At 58.6% G+C, this 23,644-nt stretch carries 20 protein-coding genes; 14 read left to right on the top strand and 6 right to left on the bottom strand.

From position 1 onward, the window contains the following. Positions 1 to 302: 302 nt before the first annotated feature. Positions 303 to 1,649: an MFS transporter gene (locus tag TK42_RS01880; RefSeq protein WP_103733472.1), complete on the bottom strand. Its 1,347-nt coding sequence runs from the start codon at positions 1,647 to 1,649 to the stop codon at positions 303 to 305. A gap of 252 nt (positions 1,650 to 1,901) precedes the next feature. On the opposite strand from TK42_RS01880, the gene TK42_RS01875 reads away from it, so the two are divergent. Both TK42_RS01875 and TK42_RS01870 read left to right on the top strand, forming a co-directional pair. Continuing rightward, complete coding sequence (locus tag TK42_RS01875) at positions 1,902 to 2,270, top strand: YkgJ family cysteine cluster protein (protein WP_032803342.1); 369 nt, start codon at positions 1,902 to 1,904, stop codon at positions 2,268 to 2,270. A 138-nt stretch (positions 2,271 to 2,408) separates the two neighbouring features. Continuing rightward, on the top strand, positions 2,409 to 4,673 hold the full coding sequence (locus TK42_RS01870; protein WP_103733471.1) for a bifunctional diguanylate cyclase/phosphodiesterase: 2,265 nt from the start codon (positions 2,409 to 2,411) through the stop codon (positions 4,671 to 4,673). A 218-nt stretch (positions 4,674 to 4,891) separates the two neighbouring features. Here the strand turns inward: TK42_RS01870 and TK42_RS01865 are convergent, their stop codons facing one another. Continuing rightward, positions 4,892 to 9,088, bottom strand: a complete 4,197-nt coding sequence (locus tag TK42_RS01865; protein WP_146097859.1) for a dermonecrotic toxin domain-containing protein — start codon at positions 9,086 to 9,088, stop codon at positions 4,892 to 4,894. A 259-nt stretch (positions 9,089 to 9,347) separates the two neighbouring features. Beyond that, a complete protein-coding gene (locus TK42_RS01860) occupies positions 9,348 to 9,653 on the bottom strand; it encodes a DUF2288 domain-containing protein (RefSeq protein ID WP_103733469.1) in 306 nt (101 codons plus the stop codon). Between the two features lie 341 nt (positions 9,654 to 9,994). Between TK42_RS01860 and TK42_RS01855 the strand changes: the two genes are divergently transcribed. The 9 genes from TK42_RS01855 (at position 9,995) to TK42_RS01815 (ending at position 17,684) form a co-directional block, all read left to right on the top strand. After that, positions 9,995 to 11,122, top strand: coding sequence for a branched-chain amino acid ABC transporter substrate-binding protein (locus TK42_RS01855; RefSeq protein WP_032877333.1), 1,128 nt, complete (start codon positions 9,995 to 9,997; stop codon positions 11,120 to 11,122). 227 nt (positions 11,123 to 11,349) lie between these two features. Continuing rightward, entirely contained in the window at positions 11,350 to 12,273 is a 924-nt protein-coding gene (gene livH, locus TK42_RS01850) for a high-affinity branched-chain amino acid ABC transporter permease LivH (protein ID WP_003193535.1), read from the top strand. Continuing rightward, positions 12,270 to 13,523: a high-affinity branched-chain amino acid ABC transporter permease LivM gene (locus TK42_RS01845; RefSeq protein WP_032877334.1), complete on the top strand. Its 1,254-nt coding sequence runs from the start codon at positions 12,270 to 12,272 to the stop codon at positions 13,521 to 13,523. The genes livH and TK42_RS01845 overlap by 4 nt, the downstream gene beginning before the upstream one ends. Then, positions 13,520 to 14,287: a high-affinity branched-chain amino acid ABC transporter ATP-binding protein LivG gene (gene livG / locus TK42_RS01840; protein ID WP_005785832.1), complete on the top strand. Its 768-nt coding sequence runs from the start codon at positions 13,520 to 13,522 to the stop codon at positions 14,285 to 14,287. Before TK42_RS01845 ends, livG begins: the two co-directional genes overlap by 4 nt. Position 14,288: 1 nt before the next feature. Then, complete coding sequence (locus TK42_RS01835) at positions 14,289 to 14,990, top strand: ABC transporter ATP-binding protein (protein ID WP_103733468.1); 702 nt, start codon at positions 14,289 to 14,291, stop codon at positions 14,988 to 14,990. A gap of 240 nt (positions 14,991 to 15,230) precedes the next feature. After that, positions 15,231 to 15,527, top strand: coding sequence for a DUF2282 domain-containing protein (locus TK42_RS01830; RefSeq protein WP_032877335.1), 297 nt, complete (start codon positions 15,231 to 15,233; stop codon positions 15,525 to 15,527). Between the two features lie 23 nt (positions 15,528 to 15,550). Continuing rightward, positions 15,551 to 16,429, top strand: coding sequence for a DUF692 domain-containing protein (locus TK42_RS01825; RefSeq protein WP_103733467.1), 879 nt, complete (start codon positions 15,551 to 15,553; stop codon positions 16,427 to 16,429). Further along, complete coding sequence (locus tag TK42_RS01820) at positions 16,426 to 17,202, top strand: DUF2063 domain-containing protein (RefSeq protein WP_103733466.1); 777 nt, start codon at positions 16,426 to 16,428, stop codon at positions 17,200 to 17,202. Before TK42_RS01825 ends, TK42_RS01820 begins: the two co-directional genes overlap by 4 nt. Beyond that, positions 17,199 to 17,684, top strand: a complete 486-nt coding sequence (locus TK42_RS01815) for a DoxX family protein (protein ID WP_103733465.1) — start codon at positions 17,199 to 17,201, stop codon at positions 17,682 to 17,684. The genes TK42_RS01820 and TK42_RS01815 overlap by 4 nt, the downstream gene beginning before the upstream one ends. On the opposite strand, the gene TK42_RS01810 is transcribed toward TK42_RS01815, so the two are convergent. Continuing rightward, entirely contained in the window at positions 17,681 to 18,589 is a 909-nt protein-coding gene (locus tag TK42_RS01810; protein ID WP_032877339.1) for a LysR family transcriptional regulator, read from the bottom strand. The two genes, TK42_RS01815 and TK42_RS01810, sit on opposite strands and share 4 nt — an antisense overlap. Before the next feature lie 105 nt (positions 18,590 to 18,694). Here TK42_RS01810 and TK42_RS01805 point away from each other — a divergent pair, with 105 nt between their 5' ends. After that, positions 18,695 to 19,294: a short chain dehydrogenase gene (locus tag TK42_RS01805; protein ID WP_078820490.1), complete on the top strand. Its 600-nt coding sequence runs from the start codon at positions 18,695 to 18,697 to the stop codon at positions 19,292 to 19,294. Between the two features lie 33 nt (positions 19,295 to 19,327). Here TK42_RS01805 and TK42_RS01800 read toward each other — a convergent pair whose 3' ends face one another. Further along, positions 19,328 to 19,717, bottom strand: a complete 390-nt coding sequence (locus TK42_RS01800) for a hypothetical protein (RefSeq protein WP_050549332.1) — start codon at positions 19,715 to 19,717, stop codon at positions 19,328 to 19,330. Positions 19,718 to 19,852: 135 nt separating this feature from the next. Between TK42_RS01800 and TK42_RS01795 the strand changes: the two genes are divergently transcribed. Then, the gene (locus TK42_RS01795; RefSeq protein WP_103733464.1) at positions 19,853 to 20,524 is read left to right on the top strand and encodes a COG3650 family protein; all 672 of its coding nucleotides are present in this window, start codon (positions 19,853 to 19,855) and stop codon (positions 20,522 to 20,524) included. A 106-nt stretch (positions 20,525 to 20,630) separates the two neighbouring features. Beyond that, on the top strand, positions 20,631 to 22,244 hold the full coding sequence (locus TK42_RS01790; RefSeq protein ID WP_103733463.1) for an NAD(P)/FAD-dependent oxidoreductase: 1,614 nt from the start codon (positions 20,631 to 20,633) through the stop codon (positions 22,242 to 22,244). A gap of 122 nt (positions 22,245 to 22,366) precedes the next feature. Here TK42_RS01790 and TK42_RS01785 read toward each other — a convergent pair whose 3' ends face one another. After that, the gene (locus TK42_RS01785; RefSeq protein ID WP_103733462.1) at positions 22,367 to 23,461 is read right to left on the bottom strand and encodes a PLP-dependent cysteine synthase family protein; all 1,095 of its coding nucleotides are present in this window, start codon (positions 23,459 to 23,461) and stop codon (positions 22,367 to 22,369) included. Between the last annotated feature and the right edge of the window lie 183 nt (positions 23,462 to 23,644).

Raw genomic sequence — 23,644 nt, 5'->3', positions numbered from 1 at the left:
CTCTTGATCTGCATTTGATCTTGATCTTAGGCGCCCCGTTAAACCACGCTGGCCGGAATTCGACAGGGATTTGGGGGGTAAACCGGCAGGGATGCCGGTTTAGCCGCCCCGCGCCATGGATGGCGCGTGGCGGCGCCCCCCCAAATCCATGGCGGATTACGGGCACACCGAGCCCAGGCGAGGTGCCGAGTGGTGGGGCAAGAGCCTTTTTGGTTACTTTTGGGGCTCTTTTCCAAAAGTGACCCGCTGTAAAAGCGGAACCAATAGCAGCCGTTACCGCAGGAATGGATATGTACTCGGTCTCAAGCTGTAGCGGCAGCCGTCGGCACCTCAACCGCACTCAACCCATCCTTCATGCGCTTGGCATCACGCACAAAACTGCGCGAGGCCTGAAACAGAAACAGCATGGTCAAGAACAGCGCCACCGGAATCAGGTACATGGCGTCATGCAACCCCACGGCTTTATACGCCTCAGTCATTTGCTCTGCCCCGGCCGCATACATTGCCGAATGGGCAAAGTGATCGGACAGCGCCCCGACCACCACCGGCCCCATGCCACCGCCGAGCAAATACAGGCCTGCAAAGAATAGCGCCATGGCCGTAGCGCGCAGGCGCGGTTCGACCACGTCCTGGATCGCGGTATACACGCAGGTATAGAAATTGTAGGCAAACAGCCAGCCCACGCTGAACAGCGCGACAAACACGCCAATCTCGATACGCCCGGCATGCAAGGCCCAGGCAGTAGTCACCGTGGATATGATCAAGCTGCACGCGGCAAACAGCAGACGGCCGTTGGCGACCCGCTGATGGATCTTGTCGGCAATCCAGCCACCCAGGGTCAACCCCACCAGGCCGGTCAAGCCGACGATCACACCGGTGGCGACGGCCGCGTCCTGCAACGGCAGGAGGAAATAGCGTTGCAGCATCGGCACCAGGAACGAGTTGCACGCATACGTGGCAAAGTTAAAGCACAGTCCGGCCAGCACCAGCCACAGGAAGGTCGGCACCGCCAGTACGCGGCGGATCGGGCGGTCGACACGCTCCTGGGACACTTGCACGGTTTCCGCTGCGCCGCGTTTAGGCTCTTTGATATAGAACATGAACACCGCCAGGATCATTCCGGGCACGGCGGCGATAAAGAATGGGGCACGCCAGCTATCAAACGCCTTGACCATCGCGCCAATGGTGAAAAACGCCAGCAGCAGCCCCAACGGCAGGCCAAGCATGAAAATCCCCATGGCCCGCGCGCGGCGGTGGGCGGGGAACAGGTCGCCGATCAATGAATTGGCGGCCGGCGCATAGCTGGCTTCCCCGATGCCGATGCCCATGCGCACCAGCAGGAAGGTCCAGAAACTCCCGACCATGCCATTGACCGCCGTCAGCCCGCTCCATGCGAACAGGCCCCAGCCCATCAATTTGCTGCGCGAGCCGGTGTCGGCCAGTCGCCCGAGCGGCAGCCCGGCAATGGCGTAGACGATGGTAAAGGCGGTGCCGATGATACCGAGCTGAAAATCGCTCAGGTGCCATTCCATGCGGATCGGCTCGATGATGATCGCGGGGATGGTGCGATCGAAAAAGTTGAACAGATTGGCCAGGAACAGCAGGAACAGAATGCGCCAGGCATTCGCCGCTTGGGTCGAGTTCTGCATGGGTCCGTCTCTTTTATTGTTATGAGCGCTACGATGCCCGATGCATCCTGCCCGGTACCTGCAACATAGTCAGCTGAGGCGGGGTTGTCTGTAATGATTCGTAAAGCTGATAGGGCATGATTTCACCCGGTAACACGGGGATTTGTCCCACAAAAATATAAGTGCGCGCCCCCCTTCCCAACGGCCATGGCACGGATAGAATGGCGAGCCTTCCTGTAACACCCCCAACCTACTTTCTTATTGATGACGCCCATGTCCGAAGCCAGTCCGTGTCTGAATTGCGGTGCCTGCTGTTCACACTTTCGCGTGTCTTTCTTTTGGGGTGAGTGCGCCTCATCCGGGGGCACGGTGCCCGATGATCTGGTGGTGCAGATCAACCCGACCCGGGTGGCAATGATCGGCACCGATCAAAAGCCTGCGCGCTGTTGCAGCCTTGAGGGCGAAGTGGGCAAAAGCACCAGTTGCTCGATCTATGCACAACGTTCGAGCCCGTGTCGCGAGTTCGATGCTTCCTGGAGCCAGGGTGTGCAGAACGTTGATTGCGATGCTGCCCGTGCTGCCTTCGGCCTGGCCCCTTTGCAAGCTCCGCCGTTTGAACTGGACCTGCCCATCAGCGCTTAGCACCAAACGCTATGCACAGCATGACAAATTAATTGAGATCAAAATGCCATTACCCATGGCAAATCCCATGAGGCTTCTATACTCGACATGGTAGGTCATCGCCTCTGGCAGTGACGTGGCTCTATGACGGGATACGCTATGGAATGGCTGGGCCAGTATTTTTTCACCGACCTTCCAGACAGCGGGCATTTATTGCTCAATTGCAGTCATAACCCCTTTCTGGTGCTACTGGCGTACCTGGTTGCCTGCGCAGCGGGGTTCGGCACCCTGGACATGGCCGAACGCGTCGGCCATGTAGAAGACCCCACCGCCCGCCGCCACTGGCGCTGGCTGGGTGCGGGCTGCCTGGCGGGCGGGATCTGGTCGACCCATTTCATCAGTATGCTGGCCTTCCAGGCCCCAATCGCCATTCATTACGAATTGCTCACGACGTTTGCCTCGCTGTTGATCGCCCTGATCGCCTCGCTGTTCGCCATGAAAACCCTCAGTCATGCCCATCTGCGTTTGCACCAATACCTGCTGGCTTCGGTATGGATGGGGCTGGGCATCGCGCTGATGCATTACGTGGGCATGGCGGCGATGCGCTCCCAGGCGCAGGTGTACTTTGAATCGCGGTTGTTCATGGCCTCGGTGGCGATTGCCATCGTTGCCAGCCTGGCGGCGTTGCTGCTGTCCAGTTACCTGCGCAACGGTGCCGGGGTGTTTCACCAACTGCTCAAGTACGCCGCCAGCCTGGTTCTTGGCGCGGGGATCCTGAGCATGCACTTCACCGGCATGGCGGCCATGCAAATGTTGGTACCCAGCGGCGCGGACCTGTCATTGCCGGTGGACAACAATCCGATTCAACTGGGCCTGTCGGTGGCGGTGATTACCCTCTTGGTGATCGGCAGCGGTGTCAGCGCAGCCCTGGCAGACAAAAAACTGCAGCACAAGGAACGTGACCTGCGACGCGTCAACGCGCTGCTCAGCGAACTCGATCAGGCCCGTGCCTCACTGCAACAAGTGGCCCATTTTGACGCGTTGACCAACCTGCTCAACCGCCGTGGTTTCAATCAGATCTTCGCGGAGAAAGTTGCAGAAAAAACCCGAAGCCAAGGCATGATGGCGGTGATTTTCCTCGACATTGACCACTTCAAGCGTATCAATGACAGCCTCGGCCATGACGCTGGCGACCAGTTGCTCACGGTGCTGGCGGGGTGTATCAAAGGCTCGATACGTAGCCGTGAGGATGTGGTCGCACGGTTTGGCGGCGATGAGTTCTGCATCCTGATCAATATCCATCACCGCGACGAAGCGCGGCACATGGCCCAGCGCATCATGCAGAAAATGAAAGAACCCATCGAACTGGCCGGCCGCCGCATGGTGATGACTACCAGCATCGGTATCAGCCTGTTCCCCGACGATGGCCACACCTGCGAAGAACTGCTGAAGACCGCCGACCTGGCGCTGTACCAATCCAAGGACACCGGGCGCAACAGCCTGAACTTCTTCAGTTCCAACCTGAAAACCCGCGCCTCCCTGGAACTGCAACTGGAAGAGGAGCTTCGTGCCGCATTGCGCGCACGCGCCGAACTGGTGTTGTTCTATCAACCGATCTTCGACATGAAACTGGGCAAGGTCACGCGCCTTGAGGCACTGGTGCGCTGGCAACACCCCCAGCATGGGTTGCTGGCCCCGGACCGGTTTATCGGGATCGCCGAGAACAATGGGCTGATCGCCGAGTTGGACCACTGGGTATTGCGCCAGGCCTGTCACGACCTGAGCCTGTTGTCTGACCGGGGCTACACCGAGCTGACCATGGCCGTGAACTGCTCGGCCCTGAACCTGGCGCGGGACGAGCTGGCCGATGAAATCGAAGACGCCCTGCGCTTTGCCGGCGTGGCGGCCAACCGCCTGGAACTGGAAGTCACCGAAAATGCGCTGATGGGCAATATCAGCAGCACCCTGGCGCTGTTGCGGCAAATCCGCGCCCTGGGGGTCTCCCTGGCGATCGATGATTTCGGCACCGGCTACTCATCCCTGGCCTATCTCAAGCGCCTGCCGCTTAACACCTTGAAGATTGATCGCTCGTTTATCCAGGACATCCCCAAATCCACCGCAGACAGCGAAATCGTCCAGGCGATTATCGGCATGGCCCACACCCTGCACTTGCAGGTGGTGACCGAAGGCGTGGAAACCCAGGCGCAGTTTGAGCTATTGCTCAAGCACGACTGTGACTTCATCCAGGGTTACCTGCTCAGCCCGGCGGTGCCGTTCAACGACATCATCGGTGTGATGCAAGGCATTGCGATGCGCAATCCGCTCTACCCCTTCAGCGTGGAAGGCAATAAAGAGGCCGCTGCCCCCAAAGAACCCGCCGCAGGCCGTATCGGCCCGCCGGCCATCGTCAGGCCAATTCGCTGACGCCGAAGCTTTGGCCTTAGCCATCATTGCTTCTCGCGCCTTGCCCTGCACAACAGCAGACCCGGCGCGGCGGGGAAACTAATTGAGAACGCCCCCAGACCTGCGACGTCTTGTCGCCCCATGAGCAGCGCCCGCTGACCATCCCCCCGACTGGAAGATGATTCATCTCGTATCTGTTTGACCCTCGCGGCATCAAGACCAAACAATCGCGCCGTTATTCAGGAGAGAGAAGCGTCCAACTTTATAATGAACAGTTGAGGAGGCTGTACCCCGTGCCGATTGTGCTGAACCCCTCCGACCAAATTTATCAGTTTGTTCTCTCTCAGCGCTGAACTGACGAGTTCGCTCCTGTTAGTGAAGCTGAAGTAACCTTGAGGTACGCCGAATCTCTCCACCCGTCCTGTGATGAAAGGCTCTGTCACGTCCACGGGATGCAGACAATACAGCGTATCGTCCCCGACCCGCCTGAACAAAAGCGCAGTACCGTCTGCTGTCGAATCAAGAAACTCAGCACGTGCGACCCTGCTCATGACTTCGACCATAAGCGCCCGGAGTGTGACCGGTCCCTGGCGAGTGACGGCTTGATGGTAATAAGGATGAAAACTGTCAGGCTCGAAATCCAAGCGGCGCCAGACTGTTGGTTGAGTCCCCTTATGAGCTCGCCCGATAGGCAATCTGCGATTCGCGCCTCTCGTAGGGCGAGTCAACCCGAGCAGTGACAGAGGGTCACTTACTTGCGATTGGCCCGTGCGCCATACACGTAGCATGTCCACGAACTTGAAATCCTTCTGGTAGAGATTGAACACAGCCCTGGCAACTTGAGTTTGGCTGGTAGATGTCATTTCTGGAAACGCGTCCTGAACGTAAGCAGCAATTGTCTTTTCAAAAGGCCGCCGCTCCAGGACGTGCCAGGCCTTCGTACTGGGGTTGTAGGTTGCGATCATAGGCTGTTCGCCAGGATTGTTTCGCAACATCAACTCGAAACTATCAAAATCGTTATACGAAATGTTCGGGTTTCGAACACCGACTATCTTGTCGTACCAGCGCACATCAAAGGTGGTCCGATAAAAACGATCATCTAACTTAATGAAGGTACCTTCAACCTGAGACCAACCTGCCCCCTCCGTGAAAACGGGTTTGTACTCAAAAACATCGTAGGTGTCCTGCACTTGTTTCAACAACCCGGCTTGAATTTGCTGGCCCCAGGATTTCCACTGGCGGGTCACAATGACACTCGGACGCGCCACAGGCATGGCAACAGGAACCGAGTACGCTGCTTGATCAATACCTTGCAACCGTAGCCTGACCTGATCAAGGGTCGTTACCGAATTAAGGTACTGACGAAACTCAGGGGGAATATCCCGTAAACCGATGGCGTTCCACTGCGACGAGCCGTCTCCCAAACGCCGGACGAAACGAAGTTCCATAGCCCTTTCACGGCCCGCGGGGAAATCAAATGAATCCAGCACCCTGGCAGCCTGCTGCGCATCCAGGTCGGGGTAGAGCCTGGTCAGGTCATCACGCGCCATGCGCGAGTAAAAGCCGCCTCTCAAACCATACTCAGGCGAGCGTATGACCCACTCATTCAAAGTGTTCTGAGCAAGGGGCGGCAGGTGATACTGATATTCAGCCGTTTGACGAGGCCTTTGCAGGCGCCAGGTGCCGGTCCCCGAGGTTTCATCAAAGGTGACCTTGTACCAGTGGTCCTTCTCCTTGAGAAAATGCTGCCCTGGCGTCGAGCCTTTTCCCGGGCGGGTGTAGATCCCTTTGCTTTCCCATCCGGACAGAGGAGTCACATCTTTCGGCGCAGCCTTGAGGGCCATGCTGTGGGGTAATCGCGGGCGTACAGGCGGGGTGAGACGTATCGGAGCAAAGCCCACGGCGCCATCAACCAAGGCTCCGACTGCATACGTGAAAGCCCTCACAAACTCATGTGCCGCTCCGACAGAGTCATCATTTTGCAACGCATCCAGGGCAGCACTCAGCGACATTGCGCTGCGCACCAAGCCGATGACAAAGGTGATTTTGATCGGAAAAACCGCCAGTGCCAATTCCACCAGCCCTTCAACAACGGTCCAGACGCTACGTACATTCGACTCATGGGTGCTGGTGGTCTTGCGATCCGCGTGGGCGATGGCGGCACGAGCTTCGACGTCATAAGACCACTCGAGAAAGTTCAGACTGATGGGCGATAACGAGACCTCGCTGCGAAAAATCCCCCTTTTGAACGTGTTGCGCAGCCTCGGTAACGCATCACCGTCCATTCTTTCAAACAGGTATTCACGCCATGCCTCATCATTGATGAATTGCTCAAGCAGTTGCATCATGCCGGTGAATTCACGAAATGCCCGACCGTCTTTGGCTCGCGGGGTGTAAAGCACCACAGTGTAGATCTTTGGGTTTCTCGAGATGAAAGCCAACACGCCCCTTACGAGAATGTCACGTACATAGAGCGCCGCCACCACGGCGTTATAACCCTCGACCATTGCCCGCTGACCGTTGTCGGTGGGTTGATCGAGCACGCTTTTAACCAACAGATAACCACGATCTTGCGGGTGCGTTAAATAATCCTTGGCGATCTTGGCCTCAATGGCATCGACCCTGAGCTGTTTGTGCATCACATTGACGAAGTCCTGCTTGAGTAAACGAGCCTCGCTGGATGTCAGTAAACGCGTCTTGAGAAACTCAATGTAGGAGCCGCCGATATCCACGTCACGCACCAGGTCCTTGACTTGCTGGGTGGTCAACTGCGTATAGGGTTCGCCGTAGAGGCTCAAGCGGGACTTGGTTACGAACACCTCATCAAGGTAATCGACATTGACCAACGCTAACTCGGCCAGGCTCTTTATTTGAGTGGAATAGTGGGACTGGCCGGTTTGCGGGTTAGGCCTGGCACCGGGGAAATAGATGCCCGGCGCAGGGTTTGGCCGACGAATAGTGACCTTGATATCGGAGGGGTCCGTGTTGATGCCATATTGGTCCTCCAGCGCCTGCGTCAATTTTTCATTGCTATAGCCCAGTAATGCCTGGTCGTCACCAAACTGTAAAACCGAGGGCACGCCTTCCCCCGTATCGGTACGTTGCAGTTCACGCAAGTAGTCGCGCACCGCCGTCGCCCAGGCCTCTTTATCTGTTTCTGATGCGGTGCTTAAAAATTGATCGAGCTCAGCCTTGGAGCGCTTTGTTTCACGAGCAAGCAGAACATCACTTACGCCGAAGAGCCGCTGCATGTCCGTAGCCAAATTCAAGCTGGCCGGCAATTGGCTGAAGTCGTCGTCTACCCCCCGTTGCTGATAACGGCTTACCTCGAATGCGAAGTCTTCGATCAGCTTTTCGTATTGCGACGCTACACTGGTGCTGAAGACCGATTCGAAAATTTCCTCATAGGCAAAGCACCCCGTGGCGCAGGCTGTGTCACGCTGGGTTGTTGCAGGTTCACAATCTTTGTTTGCCAGCAGTGTAAACAGGCTATCGAACTCGTAGTCGGTGTTTAAACGACGATGCAGCTCCTGATCCAGAAGCGCCAACGAAGGGAATGCCTCCAGCCCTCGATTGGGTGTGAACAACACCACAATGCCCACGCTGGCACCGGGCTCGACACGGCGAGCGACAGGGGTCGCGGGTGAGGTGTTGTTAGCTGATGGCGGATCAGACGGGTCCCGGGACGTCAGCACCAACGCCCCATGCAAGGGCATGTCCGCAGTTGTGCCCTTCAGCGCCAGGGAGTAGCCGACAGGCCGGTGGGGTCTTGTTTGTCGCGCCACAGCATCGGGATACGCCACAAACGCCTCAACCAGCAGCAAGCCATTAGAGTTCAGCGTTCCGTCCCCCCTGAGCAACGTCGCTTCCAGGCTGATTTGCAAACTGCGCGCTAAACCCACGTATTGCTTGTGCGAGCGCGGGTTTGCTGTGGTCACTGCCTTATTCCAGAACGCGTCCAGGCAAGTTTTGTAGGTGGTCTTCAGTGAACCGGCAAGATCATCCAGGAAAGCGTCAAATGCCGCTGGGGTAAGCGACGATGGCAACCCCCGGTCGGCCGCCTCGTCTCGATCGAAGGTAAAGCGTGTACGGCGATTGGCATACGCGGCGGGTTGATTATCGACAACTCGCCTCACCACGGCATCCATCAAGCTGGGGAGTAGCCGGGTCGGCTGATCGGAATCCTGCTCGACCGCCGCGTCACTCGAATCGCTTTTAATGAACACCCGAGAGGCGTCCAAAGGCTTGGCGGTCGAGGGGAATATGGCATTCACTCGCTCGTTTACAAACGATGAAAAGCTCGGCCGCGCACGCAGAACCTGAAGCTTTTTATCGATGCCTTCGAGTTGATTCCGGTAGTGCGCCTTGTAGTCATTATCCTGCGTAGCCCAAAGGCTTGCAGAGGGGGTGGAAGACAAACGTGATGCCAGTTGCATAGTTGAGCCCTTGCTGAAAATTGAATAGTTCAGGGCTCAAAATTACGTTGCTGTCAGCTCGAGTAGGCATCACATACTTACGACGGCGATTCAGTTGTACTCAGTAACAATTAAACTGAGCTGGCGACAGTCACACAACTGTGCCCATGACGTTAACGTCACCCTTACGTGTGACGTTTCTCTACGGCAAAGAGCCATCACGCTACTCGGCTACACACTTTATCTGTCGCCAATGGGCGCCCCAACTCGGTGCTCGCCCTTAGGGCAACGCCCTTTCCTGGATCAGAATCCAAGGCGAGACCACCACCGCCCACAGGCTTGGATCACGCTCCACCAAGTCCAATGCCCGCGTTGCAGACACTTCGCCAAGGCTCCCTGAAGCCAGCCAGGCGGCGACTTTATCACGGTTGTCTTCAGCCATTCCCTCGGCCGCTTCGATCAAATCCAGTCCGGCATCGACCCACAATAGGGCACCCTTGGCGAAGAACGGCTCAAGCTCCTTCCAGGAAATTTCAGCGGTTTCACCGAGCAGCTTGGCATAGAGGGTGCTAGGTTCTTGCGTCATGGGAGTTCACCTGAGTAAAAAATCGGCGCAATCATAGCCTTCTGACTCAGGCAGAAAAACCCAGTAGCAAATGAGGTAGCGATTGAAAGGGCCGGGAAAGCCAGGGAACACCTTGAAAACGGGTGTAAGCCCGCCGCAATTCTGTCTTTTTCTTTCATTTAAGCGACACGCTCAGGTTTTGCCCCCCGTTGCCAGCTTTTCAATTGATCAACCGGCGCTCTACACTGTACCGGTACAGTTGCCAGGGCAATACCGGGGGGATATCCGCGATATCTGATCCGGTTCTGCAGCTCACAAGGCCGCTAGAACTATAAAAAATACAACAGTAAGAGTGGAGCACTATGAATAAGGCTACTAAGCAGATTTCCAAACTGTTTGCCGCTATGGTCCTGGCTGGGGTTGCCGGCCATTCGTTCGCAGCCGACACCATCAAGATCGGCATCGCCGGTCCCAAGACCGGTCCGGTAACGCAATACGGCGACATGCAATTCATGGGTGCCAAGCAAGCCATCAAGGACATCAACGCCAAGGGCGGCGTGGATGGCAAAATGCTTGAAGCCAAGGAATACGACGACGCTTGCGATCCAAAACAAGCGGTCGCCGTAGCCAACAAAGTGGTCAATGACGGTGTCAAGTTCGTAGTCGGCCACCTCTGCTCCAGCTCCACTCAGCCAGCGTCGGATATTTATGAAGACGAAGGCGTCATCATGATTACCCCGGCTGCCACCAGCCCTGAAATCACTTCCCGTGGCTACAAGCTGATTTTCCGCACCATTGGTCTGGACAGCGCACAAGGCCCGGCAGCCGGCAACTACATCGCCGACCACGTGAAACCGAAAATCGTTGCGGTACTGCACGACAAACAGCAGTACGGTGAAGGCATCGCTACCGCCGTGAAAAAGACCCTCGAAGAAAAAGGCACCAAGGTTGCCGTCTTCGAAGGCTTGAACGCCGGCGACAAGGACTTCTCCTCGATCATCCAGAAACTCAAGCAAGCCAACGTCGACTTCGTCTACTACGGCGGCTACCACCCTGAGCTGGGCCTGATCCTGCGCCAGGCCAAGGAAAAAGGCCTGAACGCCAAGTTCATGGGCCCAGAAGGTGTCGGCAACGACTCCATCTCGCAAATCGCCCAGGGCGCTTCCGAAGGCCTGCTGGTGACCCTGCCGAAATCCTTCGACACCGACCCTGCCAACAAAGCCATCGTTGAAGAGTTCACCAAGAACAAGCAGGACCCAACCGGTCCGTTCGTGTTCCCGGCGTACTCCGCGGTTGAAGTCATCGCCGGCGGTATCGCTGCCGCGAAGAGCGAAGACACCGCCAAAGTGGCTGAAGCCATCCACGCCGGCACCTTCAAGACCCCTACCGGCGACCTGAGCTTCGACGCCAAGGGCGACCTGAAGGACTTCAAGTTCGTGGTCTACGAATGGCACTTCGGTAAACCAAAAACCGAAGTTTCCCCTCAGTAAGCCAGGCGTTACTGGTCAACAAGCCCACTGTGCAAGCAGTGGGCTTTGTTTTACGAGGTTTATGGGCCATGTCACCCGCGATCCGGGCGCTGGCTCACCTGAAAATCTTAAAACCGTCACCAGCGGTTCGCTGGCAAACGCTTCGTGCAACCTGGTCACAGAACAGGGCACCGAGCCGGAAATGACTCCACCAGTGAAATGCGTATCGGGTTTTTAGGAGCGCTGTAATGCCTGAGATCTATCATTTTTTCCAACAGCTGGTTAATGGCCTGACCATTGGCAGCACCTATGCCTTGATAGCCATTGGCTACACAATGGTTTACGGCATCATTGGAATGATCAACTTCGCCCATGGCGAGGTATACATGATTGGTTCCTATGTGGCCTTCATCGCCCTTGCCGGGCTGGCCATGATGGGGATCCACTCCCTGCCGCTGTTGATGACCGCTGCGTTCCTGGCATCGATCATCGTGACCAGTGCCTATGGCTACAGTATCGAGCGGGTTGCCTACCGTCCCTTGCGTGGCAGCAACCGTTTGATCCCGCTGATTTCCGCCATCGGCATGTCGATTTTCCTGCAGAACACCGTATTGCTGTCCCAGGACTCCAAGGACAAGTCCATTCCCAACCTGATCCCGGGGAGCATCTCCTTCGGCCCAGGTGGTGCACAAGAAGTGCTGATTTCGTACATGCAGATTCTGGTTTTCGTGGTAACCCTGGTGGCCATGCTGGGCCTGACACTGTTCATTTCCCGCTCCCGTCTGGGGCGCGCCTGCCGGGCCTGCGCCGAAGACATCAAGATGGCCAACCTGCTGGGCATCAACACCAACAACATCATCGCCCTGACCTTCGTCATTGGTGCTGCGCTGGCGGCCGTGGCGGCCGTGTTGCTGAGCATGCAATACGGCGTGATCAACCCCAACGCCGGTTTCCTGGTGGGCCTCAAGGCCTTTACCGCAGCGGTATTGGGCGGCATCGGCAGCATTCCGGGCGCCATGCTCGGCGGGCTGGTGCTGGGTGTGGCCGAAGCCTTTGGCGCCGATATCTTCGGCGACCAGTACAAGGACGTCGTAGCGTTCGGCCTGTTGGTTCTGGTGCTGTTGTTCCGTCCGACCGGCATCCTGGGCCGTCCGGAGGTTGAGAAAGTATGAGCAGATATCTTAAATCGGCGTTTTTCAGCGCCTTGCTGGTATGGGCCGTGGCCTTCCCGGTACTCGGCCTCAAGCTGAGCATTGTCGGCATCAACCTGGAAGTGCATGGCACCGGGCCCGTGACCCTGACCGTCATCGCCTTGTGTTCGGTGCTGATGTTTCTGCGCGTGCTGTTCACCCAGCAGGTCGGTGCCTTGTTCAAGGGCAACCGTGCTCCGTTGGTGTCGCCCAAGGTCAGCCAATTCCTGACCCTGCCGCGCACCCAGCGCTACATCATCATCGGCCTGATTATCGCCGCGCTGATCTGGCCGTTCTTCGGCTCACGCGGTGCGGTCGACATTGCGACGCTGATCCTGATCTACGTGTTGCTGGGCCTGGGCCTGAACATCGTGGTGGGCCTGGCCGGCCTGCTCGACCTTGGTTACGTGGGCTTTTACGCCGTGGGTGCCTACACCTACGCGCTGCTCTCGCACTACCTGGGTTGGAGCTTCTGGATCTGCCTGCCGCTGGCCGGCATGGCGGCCGCTACGTTCGGCTTCCTGCTGGGCTTCCCGGTGCTGCGCCTGCGCGGTGACTACCTGGCCATCGTGACCCTGGGCTTCGGTGAGATCATCCGCCTGTTCCTGCGTAACCTCACCGATATCACCGGTGGGCCCAACGGTATCAGCAGCATTCCCAAGCCAACGTTCTTCGGGCTGTCGTTCGACCGCACCGCCGCTGAAGGTATGCAGACCTTCCACGAGTACTTCGGGATCGCCTACAACCCGGTCAGCAAAGTGGTGTTCCTGTACCTGGTGGCGCTGCTATTGGCGTTGGCGGCACTGTTCGTGATCAACCGTTTGCTGCGCATGCCCATCGGCCGTGCGTGGGAAGCGTTGCGCGAAGATGAAATCGCCTGCCGTGCCCTGGGCCTGAACCCGACCATCATCAAGCTTTCCGCGTTCACCCTGGGCGCCGCGTTCGCCGGTTTCGCCGGCAGCTTCTTCGCTGCGCGCCAGGGCCTGGTTACCCCGGAGTCGTTCACCTTTATCGAGTCGGCGATCATTCTCGCCATCGTGGTATTGGGTGGCATGGGCTCGCAACTGGGCGTGATCCTGGCGGCGATCGTGATGATCCTGCTGCCGGAAATGATGCGTGAGTTCAGCGAATACCGCATGTTGATGTTCGGCGCCATGATGGTGCTGATGATGATCTGGCGCCCTCAAGGCCTGCTGCCCATGCAACGTCCACACATGGAGCTGCGCAAATGAGCCGCGAGATCCTGAAAGTTGAAAACTTGAGCATGCGCTTCGGCGGCTTGCTGGCGGTCAATGGCGTGGCCCTGACCGTGAAAGAGAAACAGGTCGTGGCGCTGATCGGCCCCAACGGTGCCGGCAAGACCACGGTGTTCAACTGCCTCACCGGCTTCTACAAGCCGAGCGGCGGCAGCATCCTGCTGGACGGCCAACCGATCCAGGGCCTGGCGGGTCACGAGATCGCTCGCAAGGGCGTGGTGCGTACCTTCCAGAACGTGCGGTTGTTCAAGGACATGACCGCAGTCGAGAATCTGTTGATCGCCCAGCATCGTCACTTGAACACCAACTTCTTCGCGGGCCTGTTCAAGACCCCGGCGTTCCGCAAGAGCGAGCGCGAGGCCATGGAATACGCGGCGTACTGGCTGGACAAGGTCAACCTGACCGAGTTTGCCAACCGCCCGGCAGGCACCCTCGCCTACGGCCAGCAGCGTCGCCTGGAAATCGCCCGTTGCATGATGACCCGCCCGCGGATCCTCATGCTCGACGAACCTGCCGCGGGCCTGAACCCCAAGGAAACCGAAGACCTCAAGGCGCTGATCAGCGTGCTGCGTGAGGAAAACAACGCCACGGTGCTGTTGATCGAACACGACATGAAACTGGTCATGAGCATTTCCGACCATATTGTGGTGATCAACCAGGGCACGCCGCTGGCCGACGGCACGCCGGAGCAGATCCGCGACAATCCTGAAGTGATCAAAGCCTATCTGGGGGAAGCGTAAAATGTTGCAGTTCGAAAACGTTTCCACGTTCTACGGCAAGATCCAGGCCCTGCACGACGTCAATGTCGAAGTGCGCCTGGGTGAGATCGTCACCCTGATCGGCGCCAACGGTGCCGGCAAATCGACCTTGCTGATGACCCTGTGCGGTTCGCCGCAAGCCTACAGCGGCAGCATCCGCTACATGGGTGAAGAGCTGGTGGGCAGGCACTGCGCCGAAATCATGCGCAAGAGCATTGCCGTGGTACCGGAAGGCCGCCGCGTGTTCTCGCGCCTGACCGTGGAAGAGAACCTGGCCATGGGCGGGTTCTTTACCGACAAGGGCGACTACCAGGAACAGATGGACAAGGTGCTGCACCTGTTCCCCCGCCTCAAGGAACGCTTCAGCCAGCGCGGCGGCACCATGTCGGGCGGCGAGCAGCAAATGCTCGCCATCGGCCGGGCGCTGATGAGCAAGCCCAAGCTGTTGCTGCTGGACGAGCCCTCCCTGGGCCTGGCACCGATCATCATCCAGCAGATCTTCGATATCATCGAACAGCTGCGCAAGGACGGGGTGACGGTGTTTTTGGTGGAGCAAAACGCCAACCAGGCATTGAAAATCGCTGACCGGGCCTATGTGCTGGAAAACGGCCGAGTGGTGATGCAGGGCACTGGCGAGCAACTGCTGACGGACCCGAAGGTGCGAGAGGCATATCTGGGAGGTTAAGACCCGGTTACTGAGTAAACTGGATCTAAATGTGGGAGGGGGCTTGCCCCCCGATAACGGTATATCAGTCACATGTCCTGTGCCTGACACACTGTCATCGGGAGCAAGCCCCCTCCCACATTTTGTTTTGCGTAACTTGAAAAAAATTCGACTGGTTTTGTAACGAACTCAATCCCCCTCTCTCTAGTGGTGCAAGCAGGCAATCAAGCCTGCGCATTCGACCACTGCTGGAGACACACCATGACCACCAAACTGTCCGCCGCCACCCTCGTCCTCGCCCTGGGTTCGGCCCTGAGCCTGTCTGCCCTGAGCACCACTGCCCACGCAGCCGATGACATGCAGAAATGCTTCGGCGTGGCTGAAGCCGGCAAGAACGATTGCGCCGCAGGCGCCGGCACCTCTTGCGCCGGCACATCCAAAACCAAGGACCAGGCCAATGCCTGGAAGCTGGTCCCCGCCGGTACCTGCACCAAGACCCCAAGCACCACCTCGCCGACCGGCTTCGGCCAGGAAACCGAATTCACTGCCAAATCCTGAAACCTTGTGCAGCCTGAGTACTGATGATGACGCCTACATCCCCTTACACGGTCTCACCGACTCAGGTGCCCGGCCTGCCCTTGCGGGCCGGGCTGGGGTTGAAGACCGAGCACTTTACCCAAGTGCTTGAGACCGGCCCTGATATCGGTTTTTTTGAAGTACACGCCGAAAACTACATGGTGGCCGGTGGCCCGTTTCATCACTACCTGGGATTGATCCGTGAGCAGTACCCGCTGTCGTTGCACGGCGTGGGCCTGTCCATCGGCGGCGAAGGTGCCCTGGATCGCGAACACTTGGCACGCTTGGCGACGTTGATCGAGCGCTATCAACCCCAGTCTTTTTCCGAACACCTGGCCTGGTCCAGCCACGGCCCGGTGTTTCTCAACGACTTGCTGCCGCTGGCTTACGACGCCACCACCCTGAGCCGAGTGTGCGCACATGTTGACCAGGTGCAGAGCACACTCAAGCGGCCGATGCTGCTGGAGAATCCCTCGACCTACCTGCAGTTCCAGCGCTCTACCCTGGATGAAACCGACTTCATCAGCGAGGTCATCCGCCGTACCGGTTGCGGCCTGCTGCTCGACGTCAACAACGTCTACGTATCCTGCATCAATCACCAGCGCGATCCATCGGCCTACATCGACGCCCTGCCCTTGCACGCAGTGGGGGAGATTCATCTGGCCGGCTTTGCCGAAGACACAGACAGCCTGGGCGACCGCCTGCTGATCGATGACCACGGCGCGCCTATCGATAACGCCGTGTGGCAACTGTACGAGCACGTGCTGGCGCGGATCGGTCCGGTAGCTACGTTGATCGAGCGGGATAACCAGGTGCCGCCCTTCAGCGTATTGCAGGCCGAAGCCCGGCAGGCTGAAAGCTATTTGTCGCAGGTGGCCCGATGAGCCTTCAACAGGCATTCGCCCACGCGCTGCTGACGCCGGACGCAACCTGCCCCGAGGAGGTGTTCAGCAGCAACGGGGCCGACCCGGCGAGTCGCTTCGCGGTGTATCGCAATAATGTCCACAGCGCGTTGATAAATGCGCTCGTCGCCGCCTATCCGGTGACGCGGCAACTGGTTGGCGATGAGTTTTTCCACGCCATGGCCAGCCTGTATGTCCAGGCTCACCCGCCCACCAGCCCTTTGATCAGCGAATACGGCAGCACGTTGGCAGCGTTTATCCAGCGCTTCGAACCGGCCTCAAGCGTGCCATACCTGGCAGATATCGCTCGGCTGGAGCGCCTGCGGGTTCGGGCTTATCACGCGGCGGATCGCCAGGCACTGGATCAGCACAGCGTGCTCCAGCAACTGCAAGGCTGCGCGCAGCTGGGGCAATTGCGGGTGCGACTGCATCCATCCCTCGAAACATTGGAATCTCCCTACGCGATCGTGTCGGTTTGGGCTGCGCACCAGACCGACGGGGTTATCGCCACCTTGAACCCATGGTACGCCCAAGGCGCGCTGGTCCTGCGCCACGGGTTGGCGGTCAAGGTGTTCGCCATCGACAGCGGCTCGGTGACGTTTATCAACCGCCTCAACCAAGGCGCCGGGCTGGAGTTGGCCATCGCTGACGCCCTTGAAGCCTCAGCCGAATTCGACTTGCACCAATGTCTCACGCTGCTGATCAGCCACGACGCCATTACTCATTTGCATCTGCCACCCAAGGTATCGCCATGAACACTCCCGCTCCGTGCCTGATAAAGCGAACCGTCGCACTGTTTGAAAAAATCCCCTACAGCCTGATCGCGTTTATTGCGCGCTTCTCCATTGCCGCAGTGTTCTGGAAATCCGGGCAGACCAAGGTCGAAGGCTTTGCCATTGACGTGATCAGCGGCACATTCCAAGTCGGTGAACCCAAGCTCGCCGCCTCGACACTCTGGTTGTTTCGCAGCGAATATCAGTTGCCCCTGGTGCCGCCGGAGGTGGCCGCGTACCTGGCAACCTTTGCCGAGCACTTTTTCCCGGTATTGATCCTGCTGGGGTTTGCCACACGCTTCTCGGCCCTGGCCCTGATCGGCATGACCTTGACCATTCAGTTGTTCGTCTACCCTGACGCCTACCCCACGCACGGCACCTGGCTCGCGCTGTTGTTGCTGTTGCTCGCCAAGGGGCCAGGCCGCTTGTCCATCGACCACCTGATGGCCCGTCGCTTGCGTTAAAGCCGATCCAGCGCCTCGCCGCTGCGCCGGAACCAATCCACCAGGTAATCGGCCAGCACCTGGGTGCGTCTCGGCAGGCCACCCTGGTAGGGATGAACCAGGTACATCGGCATTCGGCGTGTCTGATAGTCGCGCAGGATCCAGCGCAATCGCCCATCGGCCAACTCCGTCGGCAACACGTAGGACGGCAGGCGGGCGATACCGGCGCCCACCAGGGCGGCTTTTTTCAGCAGGTTGTAATGGTTGGAGGCAAACGTGCCGCTCACCCGCACTCGCAGTAATTCATGCTGCTGGTGATACAACCACTCCTCACGACCGCTGTAGTGACTGTTGAGCAAGCAGCTGTGCGTCGACAGGTCCGCCGGGGTCAGCGGTTCGCCATGCTGCTCCAGATACGCCGGGCTGGCGCAGGTCACCTCGTGCCAGGCCAGCAGAGGCTTGGCGACCAGGCGTTCATTTTCGATGGCAGCCGCGCGCACGCCCAAGTCAAAGCCATCGCGCGCCAAGTCTCGGTAGCTGTTGTTAAGCTCCAGCTCGATCTGCACCTGCGGATATTGCCGGGAAAACTCCAGCAACAAGCCATCGAAGAAGGTTTCGCCCAGCGATACCGGAACGGTCATACGCACAGGGCCGGCCAAATCATCCTTGAGCCGCGCCAACGCCTGCCGCGCGCGTTCTACCTGTACCACCAGCGCTTGTGCCTGGGGCAGCAACGCCGCGCCGGCCGCGGTGAGGCTGAGCTTGCGGGTGGTGCGGTGCAACAGCACCACGGCAAACTGCGCTTCCAACTGGCTGATGCGCTTGGACAATTGCCCTTTGCTGCAGCCCAGCTGTTCGGCCGCCACGGTGAAACTGCCCGCTTCGATCAGCACAGCAAAGGCTGCCAGATCATCCATTTCGCTCATTGATTGTTTCCATTTGAAAACCAAAGGTTGCCTATTAGCGCGTTTATTCGCCTGAAAAGCCACACTAGACTGGACCTTCAGTTAACCCCCTGGAGGAACAGCACGATGAAAATCCTATTGATTGGTGCCAGCGGCACCATAGGTTCAGCGGTCAAGGCAGAGTTGGCGCAACGCCACGAAGTGATCAGCATCGGCCGTACCAGCGGCGACTTCCAGGTGGACATCAGCGATAGCGCCTCGATACGCAGGCTGTTCGAGCAGACCGGCAAGTTCGACGCTCTGATCTGCGCCGCAGGCAGTGTGAACTTCGTGGCACTGGGAGAGATGAGCGACAGCGATTTCGAACTGGGCCTGCGTGACAAGCTGATGGGCCAGGTCAACCTGCTGCTGATCGGACGCGAATACGCCAATGACGGTGCCTCGTTTACGTTCACCAGCGGCATTCTCAACCGCGACCCGATCCGTACCGGTGCCTCGGCCGCGCTGGTCAACGGCGCGCTGGATGCCTTTGTCAAAGCCGCGGCGATCGAGTTGCCACGGGGCTTGCGTGTCAATTCGGTGAGCCCGACAGTGCTGCTGGAAGCCATGGGCAGCTACGCTCCATACTTTCGTGGGTACAAACCGGTGCCTGGTGCAGATGTGGCGTTGGCCTACTCGAAGAGTGTCGAGGGCTTGCAGACAGGGCAGACCTTTATCGTGGGCTGACCTGCCAAAGAAGGTTCTCGGTACCTGCCACCTTTAGTGCAGGTACCGAGTTGCCCATTCCGCAGCCAAGTCTTTGGGCACGGCTACTCTTAAGCTGCCCCCCATAATCCCTTGAACGTGGCTGGTGTATAAACGGCGACCATCGATATAAAGCGTCATCTGCTTTCCGTAGGTCAGCGTGGTAATGGCTGTGGTACGCGCCTTGGCCTCTTCGCTTAACGTAATGCTGGCCGATACGGTATCCGCATTCAGATTGTGGATACTCTTGAGTTCAAGCGAGATCTCGGTGAAGTCATTAGCCGACGAATACTCCAACCTCGCGGCGTCCTCAGCAAACACCGAAACGCTGGCAAACAGCAGTCCATATGCGCTCCATTTATTTGTCATCGCAACGCTCCCAGGCAAAGTCATCAACCCTTGCATACCGCCCCCGTCCTTGCATCAGTAAAGGCTTAAAGGCTGACGTATGCCGCAGGTATTGGTTTCGAGCTGTTTACAGACTTGTGGTGCGACGCGAGGCTGCGTAACGTGGCGGCACTTGTTTTGGAGACCCGATCAATGCGCGCCGCTCGTACTCTTGCACTGCTTGCCCTGCTGCCCCTGTTCACCGCTTGCCAGATGTTCGAGAGCGAGCCGGCCAAACCGTCTACTGCCGGGCTGACCCGTATGCAGGGTGAGTTGACCGCTGTGGAGGGCAAATTGTTGTTCCAACCGTGCGGCGACAAACGCAACTATGTGGTCAACGACACCGGCGGCACCAGCATCCTGCAGGAAGCCGCGTCCCTGGCCGGCCAGCAAGGCGCGTTGTTTGCCGACCTGCGCGGCAAGTTTTCCGGGGTTGCCAGCGGCACCCAGGGTTCGCTCGACCTGCAACAACTCTATCGCGTAGAGCGCTCGACCTCAGCCTGCGACGATCCGGACTTCAAGCGCATGATCCTGCGCGCCAACGGCCATAAGCCGGCCTGGGCAATGAATGTCACAGCCAAGGGCATGGTGCTGGAACGCGAAGGCCAGCCACCGCTGGCGGTGCCCTACGCCGAAGAACAACTGGGCGATGGGCGCTTCAACCTGATGACCGAAGCCAATAACCAGCACATCGAACTGTGGGTGGCGCCCCAGCGCTGCGTCGACAGCGTGAGCGGCAGCCTGCAACACATGAGCGCCGAGTTGCGGGTGAACGGCCAGGTGCAGCGTGGCTGCGCGGCGTTTGGCGGCTCCCGGGACGACTGATTGTGCCTTGGGCTGTTTTAACCTGACGGAAAACCACCTTTGGGGCTTATAATCGCCGGTTTGCAAAACAGCCGGCCTCCTTGCCCGCCGCCTACCGGATCCTGTCATGTTACGAATCACCGAACTCAAGCTGCCCATCGACCATCCCGAAGAAGACCTGCGGCCTGCCATCGTGCAGCGCCTGGGCATCGCCAGTGATGACCTGCTCGATTTCACCCTGTTCAAACGCAGCTACGACGCCCGTAAAAAGTCGTCGGAGCTGTGCTTCATCTACACCGTCGACCTGAACGTCAAGGGCGAACCCGCCCTGCTGCTCAAGTTTGCCGATGACCGCAACGTCAATCCCGCGCCGGATGTCAGCTACAAGGTCGTGGGCCAGGCGCCGGCAGGCTTGGTTGAACGGCCGATCGTGGTGGGTTTTGGCCCCTGCGGGATCTTCGCCGGGCTGCTGCTGGCGCAGATGGGCTTCAAGCCGATCATCCTCGAACGCGGCAAGGAAGTGCGCCAACGCACCAAGGACACCTGGGGCCTGTGGCGTAAAAGCGTGCTCAACCCCGAGTCCAACGTGCAGTTCGGTGAAGGCGGTGCCGGGACCTTCTCCGACGGCAAGCTGTACAGCCAGATCAAGGACCCGAAATTCCACGGCCGCAAAGTGCTGCACGAGTTCGTCAAGGCCGGTGCACCGGAAGAGATCCTCTATGTCAGCAAGCCGCATATCGGCACTTTCCGCCTGACCGGCGTGGTAGAGAACATGCGCGAGCAAATCATCGCCCTGGGCGGTGAAGTGCGCTTTGAACAACGGGTCACTGATGTGTTGATCGAAGACGGGCAGTTGAACGGCGTGGTCATCGACGGCGGCGAGCAGATCCTTTCCAGGCACGTGATTCTTGCCCTGGGCCACAGCGCCCGTGACACCTTCCGTATGCTCCATGATCGCGGCGTGTACATGGAGGCCAAGCCGTTCTCGGTGGGTTTCCGTATCGAACACCCGCAGTCGCTGATCGACGCCGCACGCCTGGGCAAATACGCAGGCCATCCGAAACTGGGCGCAGCGGACTACAAGCTGGTGCACCACGCCAAGAATGGTCGCTCGGTCTACAGTTTCTGCATGTGCCCTGGCGGTACCGTGGTGGCTGCGACCTCAGAACCGAACCGCGTCGTGACAAACGGCATGAGTCAGTATTCGCGTAATGAACGCAACGCCAACTCCGGCATCGTGGTCGGCATCACCCCCGAGGTGGATTACCCGGGCGGCCCGCTGGCCGGTATCGAATTGCAGGAGCGCCTGGAGTCCCACGCCTATATCCTCGGCGGCAGCAACTACGAGGCACCGGCGCAACTGGTGGGGGACTTTATCGCCGGCAAACCGTCCACTGCCATCGGCAGTGTGGAGCCGTCCTACAAGCCCGGCGTGTCAATGGGCGACCTGGCCCTGGCCTTGCCGGACTTCGCCATCGAAGCCATCCGCGAAGCGTTGCCGGCGTTCGAAAAGCAGATCAAAGGCTATTCGCTGCACGATGCAGTGTTGACCGGCATCGAGACTCGCACTTCGTCACCCTTGCGCATTACCCGCGATGAGTCGATGCAGAGCCTGAATGTAAAAGGCCTGTTCCCAGCCGGGGAAGGCGCCGGTTATGCCGGCGGGATTCTGTCGGCGGGTGTTGACGGGATTCGGATTGCCGAGGCGTTGGCGCGGGATATGCTCGGCATCGAGGCCTGAGCACAGCGCAATACAAAGTGGGAGGGGGCTTGCTCCCGATAGCAGTGGTTCAGTCACAGTATTTTTGACTGACACACCGCAATCGGGAGCAAGCCCCCTCCCACATTTTGATTTGCGCCGGGTCAGATATTGGCGCGCAGGATCGTTTCGGGCAGCGACTCGCCCTGCTCGACACTCGCAGCCACCGCCGCGATCAAGCTCTCCAGCTCATACCCCTGCCCCGCCAACCACGCCTGATCGTAATAGGTCGTGGCATAACGCTCGCCACCATCACACAAGATCGCTACGATCGAGCCTGATTCTTCCGCCGCTTTCATCTGGTGCGCTGCCACCAACGCGCCGATCAGGTTGGTCCCGCTGGAACCGCCGACCCGTCGTCCCAAACGCCCAGCCAGGTAATGCATGGCCGCCAATGACAAGGCGTCTGGCACCTTGACCATCGCATCAATCACCGCTGGCAGAAACGACGCCTCGACACGCGGGCGACCAATCCCTTCGATTCGCGAACCACACTCCAGGCGCAGGCTGGCGTCGCCGCTCTGGTAGAAGTCGAAAAACACCGAGCGCTCGGCATCGGCACACAGCACGCGGGTGCAATGCTGGCGATAACGTACGTAGCGGCCCAGTGTCGCGGTGGTGCCGCCAGTGCCGGGGCTGGAAATCAACCAACTGGGCTCCGGGTGCTGCTCGAAGCGCATCTGCTGGAAGATCGATTCGGCAATGTTGTTGTTTGCGCGCCAGTCGGTAGCACGCTCGGCGTAGGTGAACTGGTCCATGAAGTGACCACCACTTTCCTGGGCCAGGCGTTCGGATTCGGCGTAGATCTGCGTCGGGTCCTGAACCAGATGGCTCTTGCCACCGTAAAAGGCGATCTGGGCGATCTTTTCCTGGGAGGTGGTGGCCGGCATGACGGCAATGAACGGCAACCCCAACAGGCGAGCGAAGTAGGCTTCAGAGATGGCTGTGGAACCGCTGGACGCTTCGATCACCGGGGCGCCCGGCTTGAGCCATCCATTGCACAGCGCGTACAAAAACAGCGAGCGAGCCAGCCGGTGTTTCAGGCTGCCTGTGGGGTGGCTGGATTCGTCCTTGAAGTACAACTCGATGCCGGGCAACCCAGGTAACGGCAACGGGATCAGGTGGGTGTCGGCGCTCCGCTGGAAGTCCGCTTCAATGATGCGAATGGCTTCGCGGGCCCAGGTACGGTGGTCGCTCATGGTGGACTCTCTAAGGTTTTCAGCCTGAATCTTAAGATGTTTCGTACACCTCACACAGATACAGTACCGACTCAATTTGACACACAACTGCTAGTCTTTTACGCATCTACAACCCGACTCATCTCTTATAACAAATAAGAATATAACTTTTGTTTTAACAACTAACTGTACGGGTTAGGGTAC

The organism is Pseudomonas sp. GZJR-8, from assembly GCF_002916705.1.
GTDB classification, from domain to species: Bacteria; Pseudomonadota; Gammaproteobacteria; order Pseudomonadales; family Pseudomonadaceae; genus Aquipseudomonas; species Aquipseudomonas synxantha_A.
Note: the sequence above shows the minus strand (reverse complement) of the source record. Positions and strands in the feature narration are given on the sequence as shown.